The sequence below is a fragment of the Sorangium sp. So ce296 genome (genome assembly GCF_051529605.1).
GTDB lineage: Bacteria > Myxococcota_A > Polyangia > Polyangiales > Polyangiaceae > Sorangium > Sorangium cellulosum_D.
The window spans coordinates 8725840-8740809 of record NZ_CP150325.1; the positions used below are offsets into that span (position 1 = coordinate 8725840).

The 14970-nt window shown below is 71.2% G+C and carries 12 protein-coding genes; 5 read left to right on the forward strand and 7 right to left on the reverse strand.

Features of this window, described 5'->3' with window-relative positions:
* Window positions 1-34: 34 nt before the first annotated feature.
* Complete coding sequence (locus WME98_RS32220; protein WP_437954044.1) at window positions 35-1381, reverse strand: DUF1552 domain-containing protein; 1347 nt, start codon at window positions 1379-1381, stop codon at window positions 35-37.
* Between the two features lie 35 nt (window positions 1382-1416).
* On the reverse strand, window positions 1417-3141 hold the full coding sequence (locus WME98_RS32225) for a DUF1592 domain-containing protein (protein ID WP_437945524.1): 1725 nt from the start codon (window positions 3139-3141) through the stop codon (window positions 1417-1419).
* 692 nt (window positions 3142-3833) lie between these two features.
* Between WME98_RS32225 and WME98_RS32230 the strand changes: the two genes are divergently transcribed.
* From WME98_RS32230 to WME98_RS32240, 3 genes are read left to right on the forward strand one after another with little or no spacing between them, the layout of a single operon-like run.
* The gene (locus WME98_RS32230) at window positions 3834-4463 is read left to right on the forward strand and encodes an RNA polymerase sigma factor (RefSeq protein WP_437945525.1); all 630 of its coding nucleotides are present in this window, start codon (window positions 3834-3836) and stop codon (window positions 4461-4463) included.
* On the forward strand, window positions 4453-5772 hold the full coding sequence (locus tag WME98_RS32235) for a FecR domain-containing protein (protein WP_437945526.1): 1320 nt from the start codon (window positions 4453-4455) through the stop codon (window positions 5770-5772). Before WME98_RS32230 ends, WME98_RS32235 begins: the two co-directional genes overlap by 11 nt.
* The gene (locus WME98_RS32240) at window positions 5769-6827 is read left to right on the forward strand and encodes a hypothetical protein (protein ID WP_437945527.1); all 1059 of its coding nucleotides are present in this window, start codon (window positions 5769-5771) and stop codon (window positions 6825-6827) included. The genes WME98_RS32235 and WME98_RS32240 overlap by 4 nt, the downstream gene beginning before the upstream one ends.
* Before the next feature lie 212 nt (window positions 6828-7039).
* Here WME98_RS32240 and WME98_RS32245 read toward each other — a convergent pair whose 3' ends face one another.
* Window positions 7040-8362 (reverse strand): RICIN domain-containing protein, encoded by a 1323-nt coding sequence (locus WME98_RS32245; protein WP_437945528.1) that lies wholly within the window; start codon window positions 8360-8362, stop codon window positions 7040-7042.
* A 236-nt stretch (window positions 8363-8598) separates the two neighbouring features.
* Between WME98_RS32245 and WME98_RS32250 the strand changes: the two genes are divergently transcribed.
* Entirely contained in the window at window positions 8599-10077 is a 1479-nt protein-coding gene (locus WME98_RS32250; protein ID WP_437945529.1) for an RCC1 domain-containing protein, read from the forward strand.
* Between the two features lie 36 nt (window positions 10078-10113).
* Here the strand turns inward: WME98_RS32250 and WME98_RS32255 are convergent, their stop codons facing one another.
* From WME98_RS32255 to WME98_RS32265, 3 genes are all read right to left on the reverse strand, one after another.
* Window positions 10114-10755 (reverse strand): glutathione S-transferase family protein, encoded by a 642-nt coding sequence (locus WME98_RS32255; RefSeq protein WP_437945530.1) that lies wholly within the window; start codon window positions 10753-10755, stop codon window positions 10114-10116.
* A gap of 176 nt (window positions 10756-10931) precedes the next feature.
* Complete coding sequence (locus WME98_RS32260) at window positions 10932-11714, reverse strand: AraC family transcriptional regulator (protein ID WP_437945531.1); 783 nt, start codon at window positions 11712-11714, stop codon at window positions 10932-10934.
* A gap of 183 nt (window positions 11715-11897) precedes the next feature.
* Window positions 11898-12674 carry an SDR family NAD(P)-dependent oxidoreductase gene (locus tag WME98_RS32265; protein ID WP_437945532.1) on the reverse strand — a complete coding sequence of 259 codons (777 nt, stop codon included), beginning with the start codon at window positions 12672-12674 and terminating at the stop codon, window positions 11898-11900.
* Between the two features lie 321 nt (window positions 12675-12995).
* Here WME98_RS32265 and WME98_RS32270 point away from each other — a divergent pair, with 321 nt between their 5' ends.
* Entirely contained in the window at window positions 12996-13601 is a 606-nt protein-coding gene (locus WME98_RS32270) for a Uma2 family endonuclease (protein WP_437945533.1), read from the forward strand.
* 76 nt (window positions 13602-13677) lie between these two features.
* Here the strand turns inward: WME98_RS32270 and WME98_RS32275 are convergent, their stop codons facing one another.
* The gene (locus WME98_RS32275; RefSeq protein ID WP_437945534.1) at window positions 13678-14892 is read right to left on the reverse strand and encodes an alpha/beta hydrolase; all 1215 of its coding nucleotides are present in this window, start codon (window positions 14890-14892) and stop codon (window positions 13678-13680) included.
* Window positions 14893-14970 lie beyond the last annotated feature (78 nt).

Below are 14970 nucleotides of genomic sequence, written 5' to 3' on the forward strand. Positions count from 1 at the left end.
AGTCCGGCGAGTGCGCCGCGCATCGTTCGAATGGCTAGGTCAGGTTGGTGAGCGGCCCGGTGCAGTCCCGCGGGTCGCCGAACGTGGTCCGGGTGTCGCCGAACAGGTTCAAGATCGAGACGAGCAGGTTGTTGTGCGGGAGGTTCGGGTACCGGAGCCAGCGCCCGGTGCGCAGGCCGCCGCCGCCGCCGGCCAGCAGGAACGGCATGTCGTTCTTCTTGTGCGACGGCGGATCCGACAGCTCGGAGCCGAAGAAGACGACGCTCTCGTCGAGCAGCGAGTGCCCGCCCATGTCGATCTTCTCCATCTCCTGCAAGAGGTAGAGGTGCTGCTTCGAGTACCAGGTGCAGATGGCCTCGCACTCGTTCGGCCTGAAGCCGCCGTCGTGCTGGTAGAAATGGTGGTGCTCGGTCAGGTTGAGCCAGGGGAAGGTGTGCTTCGCCTCGGTGTCGCTCCACTGCAGGGTGCCGACCCCGGTGATGTCGCAGGCGAGCGCCATCACCATCATGTCCGTCAACAGCTTGCCGACCTTGGGGATCGCCGCGTCGGTCGAGGTGTCCTTGATCGCGCCGTCGTCGGCCGAGTTGAGCCCCGTGCGCGGGTTGTAGTCGGACGTGTCGACCCTCGTCGGCACCTTGCACGCGCTCGTCTCGACCGGGATGTTGCTGAGGCTCTGCTCGATCTCGCGGATCTTCGTGAGGTGCTGGTCGATCTTCTGCTTGTCGGCGGCGCCGAGCTGCCCGGACAGGGTGGCGTAGCGCCGGTCGAGGAAGTCGAGGATCGATTGCTTCCGCGCGAGGCGACGGGCAGCGTCGTTGCCGTCGTTCGGGTTCAGCGTGCCGAAGAGCTCGGTGAAGATCTCCACCGGATCGAGGCGCGGCGGGATCGGCTTGTGCGGCGCGTCGTTCTCGAAATTCACGGCGTTCATCGGCGACAGCAGGCCGTGAGACTTGCCCGTGGCCCAGCGCAACGCGATCTGGATGCTGGCCTTCGCCTTCTGACCGGCGGAGATCCGGGCGGCGATCACCTGATCGATGGACGGCCCCTTCCCGTAGCCGCCGTTGTTGGCGCCCTCCTGCGACGTGCCCGTGAGCCATGCGATGATGCCGGCCTGGTGCTGCTCGCCGCGCGCGCTCTTCATGTCGAGGCCGTCGACGACGAGCAGCCGGTTCTGCACCGGCGCGAGCGGCGCCAGGATGGGGCTCAGGGTGAAGCTCGTCTCCGAGCCGGTCGGCCTCCAGCGGTTCATCACGGTCCCGCCGGGCGTGTAGACGGCGAGGAAACGCTTGGCGGGGGCAGGGGCCGCGTGCGCCGGGCGCTCGGTGCCCATGATCTCCAGCCAGGGGAGCGAGACCGCGATGGCGCCGGCGCCCCGCAGCATGGCACGTCGGCTCAAACGAAATTTCGACATGACCTTCACTCCTGTCCCGAAGCCAAATAGTGGAAAGCGTCCGTCTGCGTGAGATCGATCAGGAGCTGTTTCACGTTGTACCCGGACGCCTTGAAGGCGGTCGTGACAGCCTCTTCGGTGCACTTGTCCTCGTTGCGCAGGGTGAGGCCGTAGGCGAACTCGCTCCAGCGCTTGGCGAAGCAGTGCTGCACGTCTTCGGAAGCGGCGAGCTTCTGCACCAGCTCGATCGGCCCGCTCACGTCCCCCAGCGTCCCCGGGACCGTGCCGCTCGGATCGATCACGACGTCGTTCTCGGTGGTGCGGTACAGCCCGACCGCGTCGTAGTTCTCGAACGCGAAGCCGACCGGATCCATGAACTGGTGGCACCCCGCGCACGCCTTGTCCTGGCTGTGCTGGCTGAAGCGCTCCCGCGCCGTCTTGCCGGAGTACGGATCCGGCGGCTTCACCTGCTCCAGGATGTCGCCGGTGGGGAGCGGGATGATGATGCACATCAGCTTCTGCAGCACGAACGAGCCGCGGGTCACGGGGTTCGTGTTGTTCGAGTGCGTCGTCCCGGCCATCATGCCCGCCTGGGTGAGGATCCCGAGGCGCTGGGTCGTGTCGAGCTCCACCTTCTGGAACTCGTCGCCCGTCACGCCGGAGACGCCGTAGAACGCCGCGAGCTGCTCGTTCATGAACGAGTACGGCGCCGTCAAGATGGACGGCCATGTCCCGCCCCCCTCGAAGACCTCGTGCTCGATGAGCCGCTGTGTCTCCTCGCGCATCAGCGAGCCGATGGTGCGCGAGAAGGTCGGGAACGCCTCCGCATTCCGCTCGAGATCCGCGAGGCTGCTGATGGGGAGCAGGTTGTCGAAGAAGAACCGGATGGTGGGCCGGGACCGGGGATCCTCGAGCATGCGCTCGGCGTGCTTGCGCACGCCTTCCTTCGTCGAGAGCTCACCCGCCTGCGCGGCCGTGCGCAGCTGCTCGTCGGGCGTCGTGCCCCAGAGCATGTACGAGAGCCGCGTCGCCATCTCGTCGCCCGTGGGCCGGCGGAGCTCGGGGCGCTCCGGGTCGGGCATGCCGCGCTCGATGCGGTAGAGGAAGTCCGGCGATTGCAGCAGCGCCTCGATCACCGTCGCGACGCCGGTGGCGAACGTCGCGTCGGTCCTGCCGACTCGGTACAGCGCGAGGAGCTCGTTCGCCTCGCCGTCGGCGAGGGGCCTGCGGTACGCGACCGGGGCGAACCCCTCGATGATCGTGCGCGCGCACGCCTCCTCGTCCGCCGCCGCCACGTTGCGCGCGCAAGGGGCGAGCTTCGCGAGCGCCTCCGGGGTGGCGGTCGCGCGCTGGGCGACGCCCTCCGCGACGGTGCTCAGCTGCTCGGCCAGCAGGCTCGAGACCGACAGCGTGTCCGCGTCGTTGCCGAAGCCGTTCCCGACATCCTCGCTGGGCAGCGAAAAGGCGGGGTTGGTCGTGTCGCCCAGGAGATCGCGGACGGTGTTGTTGTACTCGACGCGCGTGAGCCGCCGCAGCGGCGCTCGCCCGGGGTACACCGCGCCGTCCTTGCACGCGAGCGGGGCCCCGGTGGTGGGATCCTTGACGTCGTCGGGATCGGTGCCGGGCTCGTCGCCGGAACCAGCACCACCCACGTTTCCGATGCAGCCGCTCGCCAGGAGCAACGCGGCCAGGATCGCCGACCGAGAGCCTCGGAAAGGACGCGCCTGCTCGTGATGTGAGGACCTGGACATCGTTGTCGCTCCTCGCCCGCTCCGGGCATGCTGAAGTTCTCTCATCGAACAACAGGCTTTCTTCACAAGAGGATCAGAGGATCATCGCGCAGGCCCCACCAGCGGGGCTTACGGCGAAGCAGGGACGACCGGGATCGCTCTGGCGAATCCGCGTTCCATCGATAGAAATGAGGAATCGAATCTCGGGACGTGCCGCCAGCCGCCAGGCTCGGGCGTCCCGCCCGTGGCGGCGGACCGACCGGGAGGACGAAGCGATCAGGAAGCGTAAGTGGAGCGCCCGCCATGCAGTAGCGGAACGCCCTCGGACCGGCTCACCACGTGAGCGAATATCGCCAAGGTGAAGTTTTCCTGTCGAAGCGTGCGCCTGCGCGTCGCGCCCGTGGGCGAGCTCACCGTAATCCGCCGGCTCATCCACCTGCCCGCGCGCGGTGAGCCGTTTCGGCGTCGCCGCGCTACTGCCTGACATGCGCTTCGCCACCCCGGCCGGGGAGCCGACCGTACCCCGTGGGGTCTTGCCGGCGTGGGGTGGTTTCGCCGCGGCTGGCAGCCATGCAATCCTCACCGGGGAACACCGCTGCGATGGCCTCTGGCCGTGTGCGACGAGCTCCTTGCAACGGAGACATGGGCTCGATACCGTGGCTCCCCCGCGCGGCCGCCGTGCGGGGATCATGAGCCCCCGGAGCGATGCCGTCGTGCGCAGAGCCAGCGTTGCCATCGCTCCTCCGGAAGCCGAGCGCGGCGGCCTCGACGACGGCGCGCTGGTGCGCGCGCTCGTGGCGGGGGAGCCGTGGGCGGCGGCGGCGGTGTGGAACCGGCACGCGCCGAAGGTGTTCCGGATCGTGGCGCGGGTGCTCGGTCCGGGCGCCGACGCCGAGGACCTCACCCAGGACGTGTTCGCGAGCGTCTTCTCCAAGGTGCCCGAGCTGAGGGATCCGGACGCGCTCGGGAGCTTCGTCGTGTCGGTCACCCTCCGGATGCTCAAGTGGGAGCTCCGGCGAAGGCGCGTGCGGCGGATCCTCCACCTCTCGGACAGCGCGGAGCTCCCGGAGCAGGCGGTGGAGCCGGTGGACAGCGAGGCGCGCGAGGCGCTCGGGCGCCTCTACGCGATCCTCGACACGCTGAACGCGGACGACCGGACCGTGTTCGTGCTCCGGCACATGGAGGGCATGAGCCTGCCGGAGATCGCCGAGGCGGCCGGTGTGTCGCTGGCCACGGTGAAGCGACGGCTCAGCCGGGCCACGGACCTCGTGTCGTCGCGCGTGGAGCACGACGCGTCCCTCGCCGGCTACTGCAAGAAAGGGGCGGCGCGAGATGAACCGTGACGAGGGGAGAGAGCCGGAGCTGAGCGCGAACGCCGCGCTCCTCGTCGGGCTCGCGCGCCGGTCGCTCGGCGAGATGTCCCACCAGCAGCGGACGCGAGGGCTGCTCCGCGTCGCGGAGCGGACGGCGTCGCGCCGGGCGCTCCGGCGCTCGCCCTTGCCGGCGGTCGCGCTCTCGATCGCCGTGGCGGCCGCGGGCTTCGTCGCCTTCGAGCGGTGGCAACGCAGCTCGCCCGCCGAGCTCCTGTCCTACGAGGTGGAGGGGGGCGCCGCCTCGCAGGACGGCTCGCTCCAGGCCGACGCGGCGAGCCGGCCGAAGCTCCGGTTCTCCGACGGCACCGAGGTGGAGCTCGCCGAGGGCGCGCGCGCGCATGTCGCGTCGGTGACCGGGCAGGGCGCCCGGGTCGCGCTCGACCGGGGCGAGGTCCGCGCGCACGTGGTCCACCGCTCGGAGACGCGGTGGCTGTTCGACGCGGGGCCGTTCGTGGTGACCGTGACCGGGACGGCCTTCGCGCTCGCCTGGGCGCCGGAGGACGAGCGCCTCGATCTGCGGCTCGAGCACGGCGCCGTCACCGTCAGCGGGCCGCCGTCCGGCGAGCCGATCGCCATGCGCGCCGGGCAGTGGCTCACCGTGCGGCTGCGCACCGGCGAGGTGCTCCTGCGCGACCTCGGCGCGCAGAAGGGCGCGGAGGCGGCGCCGGGCTCCGCCCCGCCGCCCTCGGCCGGCGCCGAGCTCCCCGGCGCGCCGCCGGAGGCCGAGCCGCCCTCGGCCGGCGCCGAGCTCCCCGGCGCGCCGCCGGAGGCCGAGCCGCCCGCGGCCCCGCGCGCGGAGGCGGCCGCCGCGCCGAAGCGCGACTGGGCCGGGCAGCTCGCGGCCGGGCAGCTCGACGCCATCGTCGGCGAGGCGCAGCGCCGCGGGCTCGACCAGACCCTCGCGGAGTCCAGCAGCGCGGAGCTCTCGGCGCTCGCGGACGCGGCGCGCTACACGCGGCGGGGCGACGTCGCGCGGCGGGCGCTGCTCGCGCAGCGCCGGCGCTTCCCCGCGACCCAGCGCGCCCGGGAGGCGGCCTTCCTGCTCGGCCGCCTCGCCGAGACCCAGGAGGGCGGCGCCGCGGCGCTCCCGTGGTTCGAGACGTACCTCAAGGAAGCGCCGCAAGGGGCCTATGCCTCCGAGGCGCTCGGGCGCAAGATGGAGATCGTGCGACGGCTCCACGGGGATGCGCAAGCCGAGATCGTCGCCCGGGAGTACCTGCGCCGGTTCCCCGGCGGGACCTACGCCCAGGCAGCGCGGACCCTCGCTCGGACGCCGTGAGGTTCGCGCGGGCGAAGGCGCTCTCCGGGGCCCTCGCGCTCCTCCTCTGCGCCGCGAGCCCCGCGGCGTCGGCGGAGCCTGCGCGCGTGGTCCTCGTGCGGCCCAGCGCCGCCGACCCGTCGATCTCCGAGGCGCTGATCCGCATCCACGGGGAGCTCGTCGCCGATGGCTTCGACGTGGAGCTCCTCGGCTCGCAGTCGGCCTCCGCCCCGCGGCCGGCGATGGACGACGCCGAGCAGCTGGCCGGCTCCGCGGCCCTGATCGGGCTGTTCCTGGCGCCGGACGGTCAGGCCGCCGAGCTCTGGGTGGTCGACCCGCGGACGGACAAGACGCTCGTGCGCCGGATCGACACGCGCGGCGAGGCGCCGGAGCACATCGCCGAGGTGCTCGCGGTGCGCGCCGTCGAGCTGCTCCGCGCGAGCCTGCTCGAGCTCCGGATGTCCTCGCGGCGCTCCGCGGCGCCCGCCGCCGCGCCGCCCCCGAGCGAGGCGAGCCGGCAGGCGCCTCGACGGGCAGAGCCGCCGCTCGACCCGCCGCGCCGGACGATGTGGGGCGTCGAGCTTGGGGGCGGGCTGCTCGCGAGCCCGGGCGGCATCGGCCCGGCGCTGCTCGGGGTGGCGCGCCTGCGCGTCGCGCCGCTGGCGCCGATGGAGGCGCGCCTCTCGCTCGCCGGGCTCGGAACGGCGCCGCGCGTCGCCGGGCCGCAGGGCAGCGCGACCGTGCAGCAGCGGTTCGGGCTCGTCGAGCTCGCGGCGCTCCCCTGGCCCGAGCTCCGCTTGCGCCCGAGGTTCTCGGCCGGCCTCGGGGTGCTCCACGTGGCCGTGGACGGCGAGGCGTCGTGGCCGTACCGGGGGGTGCACAGCGCGCGATGGGCGTTCGCCGCGGACGCCGGCGCCGGCGTCGAGCTCGGGATCGTGCCGCGGCTCGACGTCGTCGTCGAGGCGCACGCGCTCGTCGCGCACCCGTACCCGGTGGTCCGCTTCGTCGAGACCGAGGCGGCGCGCGTCGCGCGCCCGGCGCTGCTCGGCAGCCTCAGCCTCGTGGGGTGGCTGTGATCCGGAGGACGAGCGGCGCCGCCCCGCGCGCGTGGCGGTCGACGTTCATCGGCGGTCGATGTCGCTGAGCTGGCTGCTCGCCTGCGGGGGGTGGCCCGATTTGCCCCGGAGCGATTTCACATGAAGGCGGGAATATCATTGATCTTTTCTTCCCGCCTTCCCGCCTTCATGTTCAAATCCGGCCACCACCCGCCCGCGGAGAGGCGCCGGCGTCACGGGCCCGCGCCGCCGGTGCCGGTGCCAGCTTCGAGCGGGGTCAGCTTGAACTGCTGGCTGGCGCCGCCGTTGGAGGCCCTCTGGACGAGGGCGGTGCCGTTGGCGGGCGGGGAGCCGTAAGCGTCGATGACCTTGCCGCTGAGGCGCGACGTGATGCGGACGGCGCCGCCGCCTGCCTCGGTGACAGACCATTGCTGGTTGGGGTTCTCGTGGCAGGTGAACTGGACGATGGCGGCGCCGTCGGCGGTCGACGCGCTGCGGACGTCGAGGCACTTGTCGCTGTGGACGTTGCGGATCCGGTAATACCCGCCGTCCATCGCCTCGAAGCGGAACTGCTGGTTCATGCCGCCGTTGCAATCCCAGAGCTGCAGGACGACATCGTCGGCCGTGACGACGGCGGCGTCGACGTCCACGCAGAGCCCGCTCTGGGCGCCGATCAGGGTGTAGGTGGTGCCCGTCGAGATGTCCGCCTCGACCTCCGCCGGGACGGCGTGCTGGAAGAGCTCGGCGACCTCCGCCGGGGCGAGCGCTCGGCTGTAAATCGCGATGTCGTCGACGTCCCCGACGAGGAGCCGGCCCTCCTGCGGCCATCGGCCGACGTAGAGGCTGGTGGGGCCGGGCGAGATCGTCTCCTCGACGGGCACGGTGCTGTGGAGCCGCCCGTCGACGTAGAGGCTCATGGTGAGCGCCTCGCCGTCGACGACCCCGACGGCGTGCGTCCACCGCTGCAGCTCCAGGCAGGAACATACGATGGCTTGGTCGTCGGTGATCTCGGGCCCCTTCCAGAACCCGAAGCGCATGCCTGGCGCCTCGCCGTCGTAGTCGATGCTGAGCTCCCATCCGCCGGTGTCCTCCGCGCTGATCACGGCCCTCAGCGTGTCGCCGGCGGGGGGCTGGTCGGTCAGCACGCGGACCCACGCCGAGACGGTCCAGCTCGAGGTGGCGTTCGGGAAATCGCCCACCGTCATGAACTCGCCCTCGTCGAAGTGCAGCGCGTGCCCGAACCGGCCGTCCTTCACCCATGTGCCGCCGGTGAGCTCGCCGTGGCGCCGGTTGGCGGACCGGTCGGCCACGACCGTCCCTTCGCCCTCGTCGAACGGCCAGTACGCCACGAGGTCCTGCGTCAACGTCGTCGTCGTCGCCGGCGCCACGGCGTCGAGCGGCGCCTTCTCGCAGGCCGCGAGCCCGAGCGACGCGACCGCGGCCACCCAGCGGCGCGCCGCGCGGCCATGAGGCGCCGCCGCGGAGCCCGGCGTCGCGGCCGGACCCCGGCGCGGGTGCCGCGTGTTCGAGCGCGTCATCATCAGATCGTCACGCATAGCAGGCGACAGGACAGAGCGTAAAGCCCGCCTGTCGGGCTCGACAGGGGGAGCGCGGAGGCGCCGCGTGGCGCCGTCGGCAACGGGGACGGCATACGCTCGGTAGGCGTGCGCCGCAGCGCCCCTGAGGCCCTCCGGAAACGCGGGGACATCGGCGATCGAGCCCGACTGGACTTCTTGTGCTCCGTCCGGTAAGGCTGCGTAAGGGACGTTGGGGGTGTAGCCGGATGCTCGAGATGAAGAGGAACACCCAGACGCGACCGAACTTCTGCTCCGTTCTCGTCATCGCCGCCACCCTCGCTGCGGGGGCGGGATGCTCCGCTCCCGACCGGCATTTCACGGACAGCGGCGCGGGTGGCGGAACCGGCGGCGGCCCGATGGATGCGCAGGGCGGCGGAGGCGACGGCGCGTCCGGCGGAGGCGACGGCGCGTCCGGCGGAGGCGGCGGGGGCGACGGCGGAGGCGGCGAGGGCGCGTCCGGCGGTGGGGGCGGTGGGGATCCTGGATGCCAGATCCCGCCAGACAGCCCCACGCTCGCCGACGCCGTCATGGTGGCTGCGGGCGACAGCCATACGTGCGCGATCCGGCATGACGGCTCTCTCTACTGCTGGGGGGACAACTCGTTCGGCCAGCTGGGTGTCCCGCAGGCGACGGCGGTCTCCTCGAGCACGCCGGTGAGGGTGCTCTTCCCCGCGTCGCTCGGCGCGGCGACGATCACGCAGATCGCGTTGACCGAGCGGACGACCTTCGCGATCGACAGCCAGCTCCGACTCTGGGCCTGGGGAAACAACGAGACCGGGCTCCTCGCCAACGGCTCCAAGGACGCGATGGCCCATGACACCCCGGCGATCGTCGAGGAGGGTACGGCCCCGTTGCTCGTGCGCAAGATCGCGCCAGCGTGGTACTCGGCGTGCGCGCTCACCTCGACCAGCAACATTTATTGCTGGGGGGCCAACCTGTTCTCGAGCCTCGGGCCGGACGCGCGCGGCGAGGAGAGCCTCGTCCCGGTGAAGGCGTTCAACTTCACCGCGACGGCCGGTCCGAGGGCCGTCCTCGCGCGGGGCATCGGCTCGATAGGCAGCTGCTTCTCGACGGGGGTCGCGGAGGACGGGCTGCGTTGCTGGGGCGCCATGGGCGGCGGTTATATCCTCACGAACACCCCCTCCAGCTCCGAGGGCGGCGTGAACTACAGCGCGCACATGCCGCTCATCGAGGCGGGAGCGACGCTGCCCCTCTCCGAGATCTCGTACGGCACGAACTTCGGCTGCGCGCGCGACGACGTGGGAGGCCTCTTCTGCTGGGGGGCGAACAACAGCTCGGGTCAGCACGGCGCCGAGGCTCCCCCGCCCGGGACGGCGGCTGCGATCCCGGGTGTCTGGGGGCCGATGTCCACCGGCTACGTCTTCGTTTGCGCGGTCGACGACCAGAGGCAGCTCCGCTGCCGTGGCAGCAACGACCAAGGGCAGCTCGGTCGCAGCACGCCGATGATGGGCGACAATGCGCGACTGGAGCCCGTCGTGCTCGGCGACGGCACCGCGCTCGCCAAGGTCGTCGCGGTGAGCGCCGGCTTCTTCCACGCGTGCGCGATCGTCGAGGGGGCGTGCGGCCCCACGGGCCCTGGCCAGGTCCTGTGCTGGGGCAAGGGCAGCCTGGGTCAGCTCGGCGACGGCGCCGGGACGAGCTCCGCCGTCCCCGTCGAGGTGAAGGCGCCCTGAGGCGAGGATCCGCGGTGAGCGGGCGTCGACCCGGGCTCAGGTGAGCACGGGAGTCAGGTCCGGGTCGCCTTTGGCCATCGCCCGCCGGTAGGCGGGCCGCGCGCCGATGCGCTGGAGATAGGCGCGTATGCTGGGGTAGGGCGCGAGATCCACCGGATGGAACAGCCGCATCGTGGTGAGCGAGAATACGCTCATGACGTCGGCTGCGGTGAGCTCGCTCCCCGCGAGATAGTCGGTCTGCCCCAGTCGCGCTTCGATCAGCGCGAGCACTTGGTCGAGTCGCCCCTGCACCGACGCCTGAACCGGATGATCCGGCGCCAGCCCGCACCGTCCCACCATCATCGAGCGGAGCATCGCCGGCTGCAGGTTGCCGTTGGAGAAATGGAACCAGTAGAGATAGGCAGCGAAATCGGGGTGGTCCGGCCCATGGCGCAGGCGGCCGCGACCGTACCGGACGAGGATGAATTCGACGATCGCGGCCGACTCGGCCAGCAGCATCCCGTCGACCTCGATGAGCGGGGCCGCGCCGAGCGGATGCAGCGCCTTCAGCTCCGGCGGCGACAGGCGCGTGACGGGATCGCGCGTGTACTTCTCGAGATCGTAGGGAACGCCGAGCTCTTCACAAAGCCAGAGGATGCGCTCCGATTGGGAGTGACCGAGGTGATGGATCTTCAGCATGGATCCCTCCTTGCGTGCTGCACCCGGCGCCGTCGCGGTCGCGACGACGGCGCAGCAGGTGATCGCATGAACCACGTTCATGCCCCTGAACAGTAGCGCCCCCGGGTCGCCTCGGAACCGCAACCGCGCGCTCGGACGCCGCAATCCGCCGCGCGACGCCCCTGGGCGAAGGGGCGCTAGCGGCGGCGGCGCAGCTCCGAGGGCAGCACGCCAAAACGATCCCGAAAGCGCTCCGCGAACCGAGATGGCGAGTCGTAGCCGGATTGCTCGGCGACGACGGCGAGCGGTCGATCGGTCGTCCACAGGAGCATGAGCGCGTGATCCATCCGGATCTCGAGCAGCAGCTGCTGGAACCCCGTGCCCTCGCGGCGCAGGTGACGCTGCAGCGTGTCGTCGCTCATCCCCAGTTGCCGGGCGACCTCCGGCAATCGCCACGGGTGGGCGGGGCGCTCGCCGAGCATTCGCTTCAGCCGGACACGAAGATCGGACGCCGCGACGAAGGGGTCGATGCCTGCCTCGCCGAGCCACGCGACGAGCTCGAGGAGGCGCGAGCGCTGGACGGCCGCGGGGAGGCCTCGCTCGAACGCCTCCAGGCAACGGGTCAACGCTGCGTCGAGCTCCTCGTGCTCGGCCACGCGGAGCTTGCGGACCTGCTGGCGCTCGCGCGCCTCCGCGCCAGGCGGCAGGTAGCGCGCGAGCTCGAACGACAGAATGACGCCCTCCGCCTCGTAGGCCCCCTGCGCCGGCACATTGCGCACGTCGACCCGGGTGCCCGCGGGCAAATAGAGCAGCTCGCCCGGCCGCGCCGCGAGGGACTCGTCCGCGCGGCGGAGCTGCTTCTGGCCCTGCAGGACGCGCACGAGCGCCGGAGAGCCCCACTCGACGTCCGCGAAGAGCAGATCGGTCTCCGTCTGCCTCACCCGCAGCGGCAACCCGTGGGCGACCCTCGCCTCGGCCACGCGCGGCCGTGCGAGCCGTCCTTTGGCGTTCGCGTCCGTCGATCGCGCCCGTGACCGCGTCATCGGCGCTGGACGGTAGCACACGCCTCCCGTTGCGCGCCTCGACCGCGTCGTGAGCGCGCGTCGCTCGCCGGCATCGCGCCGGGCAGGGGGCGTGCTCGCTGGCCCGCCGGGGCCCGGCGCTCACTCCCCCGGCTGGATGGCGACGGAGTATCCGCCGTCGGCCATCACGATGGAGCCGACCATGAAGCTCGCCTTGTCGGACGCCAGGAACGCGACCACCTCGGCGATCTCCTCGGGCGCGGCCGCGCGACGGATGGGGGCGCCTTTGCCGTGATCGCGCAAGAACTCGCGGCCGTCGGGCCGGATGTCGTTGAGCAGGTTCGTGACCACGTCGCCCGACCCGACGGCGTTGACGCGGACGCCATGGTCGATGGCTTCCAGGGCCAGGACCCGCGTCAGCTGCGCCAGCGCGCCCTTCGACGCCGCATAGGCGGCGATCTGCGGGAACCCGAAGAAGCAGGCGTAGGAGCCGATGTTGACGATCGCCCCGCGCCGGTTCGGGATCATCGCCCGCAGCGCCTCGCGCGAATGCAGGAACACCCCGGTGACGTTCACGTTCATGATCGAGTTCCAGTCGTCCAGCGACATGTCGACCACGAGCTTGTTGATGATGCGCGCGGCATTGTTGACGAGGATGTCGAGCTTTCCGAAGCGCTCGACGGCGAGCGCGACCACGCGATTGGCCGTCTCTTCCTGGGCGACATCCCCGACGAACGGCACGATGCGGCCGTCACCGCGGGGCAGCTCGTGGACCGCCGGGTTGACGTCCTCGGCCACGACCAGGGCGCCGCGCGCCTTCAGCAAGAGCGCCGTGGCCCGACCGATGCCGCTCGCCGCGCCGGTGACGATCGCGACCCTACCTTCGAGATCACGCTGCAGGTCTTCGGTCTTGCTCATGTTCCTCTCCCGAGAGCGTTATGGATGTGCTCCCGATCTCTCCCTCTCCTGGTGGCGTCCAGGGGAGATCGCAAGCCCCCGGAGCCAGGGGCCCCGACCTCCTCGAGAGCGTCTTCCGAGCTCCACCAGATTGGCACTGCGCGCACGCCCGCGGGGCAATGCACGGTCCCGCTCGGCGATTGGCGAGCGCGGCTAGGTAATGCCGGTGGGTGAGGCGCCCCGCGTGCGCCGCGCGTGCCGGTGACCGCCCTCGAGGCCGCGGGCAGAGCGGGCACCATGTCGCACCAGGCGCCGCCCGGAGGGATTTGCTATCCTCGGAGCATGCCCGCATCCGCGCCGAAGGGTGCCCGCCCCGCGACCTTGGAGGATCTCCTCGCGATCCCGGAGGAGGAGCGGCGCCACGAGCTCATCGAGGGCAGCATCGTCGAGAAGGGGGCCGCGACCGGCGAGCACGGGGCCGTGCAACGCAAGCTCTCCGCCTACGTCGACCCCTACGATCAGCGGCCCGGCGGGCGCAGGCCCGGGGGTTGGTGGTTCGCCACCGAGGTCGATGTCCACTTCGACGCCGCGAACACCGTCCGCCCCAACGTGGTCGGCTGGCGGCGAGACCGCGTCCCGGAGCGCCCGCGCGGTACCCCGATCCTGGTGCGCCCCGATTGGATCTGCGAGATCCTCTCGACGAACAAGCGGAACGATCTCATCAGGAAGAAGCGCGTCTATCACCGGCACCAGGTTCCGCACTCCTGGATCATCGACCCCGAGGAGGAGACCCTGGCCGTCTACCGCTGGACGCAGGAAGGCTACGTCGAGATCCTCGTCGCCGAACGCGGCGAGCAGGTCCGGGCCGAGCCGTTCGAGGCGACCCCGCTACACATCGGCGTGCTCTTCGGCGACGACGAAGACGACCAGCCGGCGCGGGAACCCTAGCACAGCGTTCCCCGAGCTCCGCACGCGCTCGTAGACCCACAGCCTGCGGGGCCCAGCAGAGCTGGACCACCGTCCTTCAATCGACCGGATAGCCCCGCCACATCCAGCGCAGCGTGTCGGGGAGCGTCTGCCTGATCACGCTCCCTTCGCAGTGGCCGGCGCCCTTCGCGTAGACGAAGCGGTAATGATACCCCTTCTCCTTGAGGATCGCCGCCACGCGCTGGTTCGCCATCACCCAGTTGTGGTGGCTGGCCTCATCCCTGGTGCTGCCGAGGTCGTTCTCGCCGACCTGCAGGAAGATGCGCAGCGGCTTGCGCGGGCTCTCCCGGATGAGCCCCTCCGTGTACTCCCAGGCGCCGTCGGGATACTCGGCCTCGGTGGGCGCGCGGGGGTTCTGCTGGTCGACGAACGTGCCGGAGTAGGTGACGATCTTGCGGTAGGTGTCGTGCCCGAACCAGCCCATGGTCAGCGCCGCCGCCCCGCCCGAGCTGCATCCATACGTGGCGCGGCCGTCCGGGTTGCTCGTGAACTTCAGGTTGGGGTACGCGGCGCGGACGGCTCGATCGTTCTTGACCGCCTCGAGGAGCTCCGTATCGACGAACCTCTGATAGGCGTCCGACATGGTATCATATTCGAGCCCCCGCTCGCTGCCGTACGAGTCGCCCCCGCCGCTCGCGGCGAAGATGGCGATGACGCTCGGGAAATGGTTGCCCGGGTCCGCGACGAGGTTGTTGATCGTGTTGATGATCTCGTTCCTGTCGCGCGCGTCCTGCACGACCATGAACGGCGCCTCCGCGCCGTCGACGTACGTCGCGGGGATCGCGACCTCCACGCGGCGGTTGAAATCCCCCTTGGCATTGTCGTTCAAGGTCGGGTCGTGGCCGGTGAAGATCTCGCTCTCCCGGGAGGACAGGGTAAACGTGAACGTCCGCCCCTGGGGAACGCCGTCGATCCTCTTGATCTCCGGGGCGTCCTGGTAGCGCGGCCCGATCTCGAAATCGCCGTCGCCTTCGGTGCCGACCGGATCGACCGTCCCGCCCTGTCCTCCCCCGCCGTTCGGGTTCGGGTCGTCCGTGCCGCCCGCGCCCGAGGTGCTGGTGCTGGTGCTCGAAGAGCTGCTGGTGCTGGTGCTGGTGCTCGAAGAGCTGCTGCTGCTGCTCGAAGAGCTGCTGCTTCCTTTTCCTCCGCTGCCGCCCGAGCCGCCGCCGCCGGCGGCGCCGTCGTCGGACCCGCAGGCAGCGATTGAAAGCGCGACGAGGAGCGAGATACTGCATGAGCTCGAGCGGGGCATGGATTCTCCTTGGGCCGGTCGGCGGACGTGACGCCGATCGCGACGTTCGCGTGAGCGCGCAGGCGCCGCCGGGCAGCG

Excerpts from the sequence above, each read along its gene's own strand:
- WME98_RS32220 (WP_437954044.1), bottom strand. The coding sequence starts at position 1,381 with ATGCTGCGGGGCGCCGGCGCCATCGCGGTCTCGCTCCCCTGGCTGGAG.
- WME98_RS32255 (WP_437945530.1), bottom strand. The coding sequence starts at position 10,755 with ATGCTGAAGATCCATCACCTCGGTCACTCCCAATCGGAGCGCATCCTC.
- WME98_RS32235 (WP_437945526.1), top strand. The coding sequence starts at position 4,453 with ATGAACCGTGACGAGGGGAGAGAGCCGGAGCTGAGCGCGAACGCCGCG.
- WME98_RS32275 (WP_437945534.1), bottom strand. The coding sequence starts at position 14,892 with ATGCCCCGCTCGAGCTCATGCAGTATCTCGCTCCTCGTCGCGCTTTCA.
- WME98_RS32270 (WP_437945533.1), top strand. The coding sequence starts at position 12,996 with ATGCCCGCATCCGCGCCGAAGGGTGCCCGCCCCGCGACCTTGGAGGAT.
- WME98_RS32265 (WP_437945532.1), bottom strand. The coding sequence starts at position 12,674 with ATGAGCAAGACCGAAGACCTGCAGCGTGATCTCGAAGGTAGGGTCGCG.
- WME98_RS32225 (WP_437945524.1), bottom strand. The coding sequence starts at position 3,141 with ATGTCCAGGTCCTCACATCACGAGCAGGCGCGTCCTTTCCGAGGCTCT.
- WME98_RS32250 (WP_437945529.1), top strand. The coding sequence starts at position 8,599 with ATGAAGAGGAACACCCAGACGCGACCGAACTTCTGCTCCGTTCTCGTC.
- WME98_RS32245 (WP_437945528.1), bottom strand. The coding sequence starts at position 8,362 with ATGCGTGACGATCTGATGATGACGCGCTCGAACACGCGGCACCCGCGC.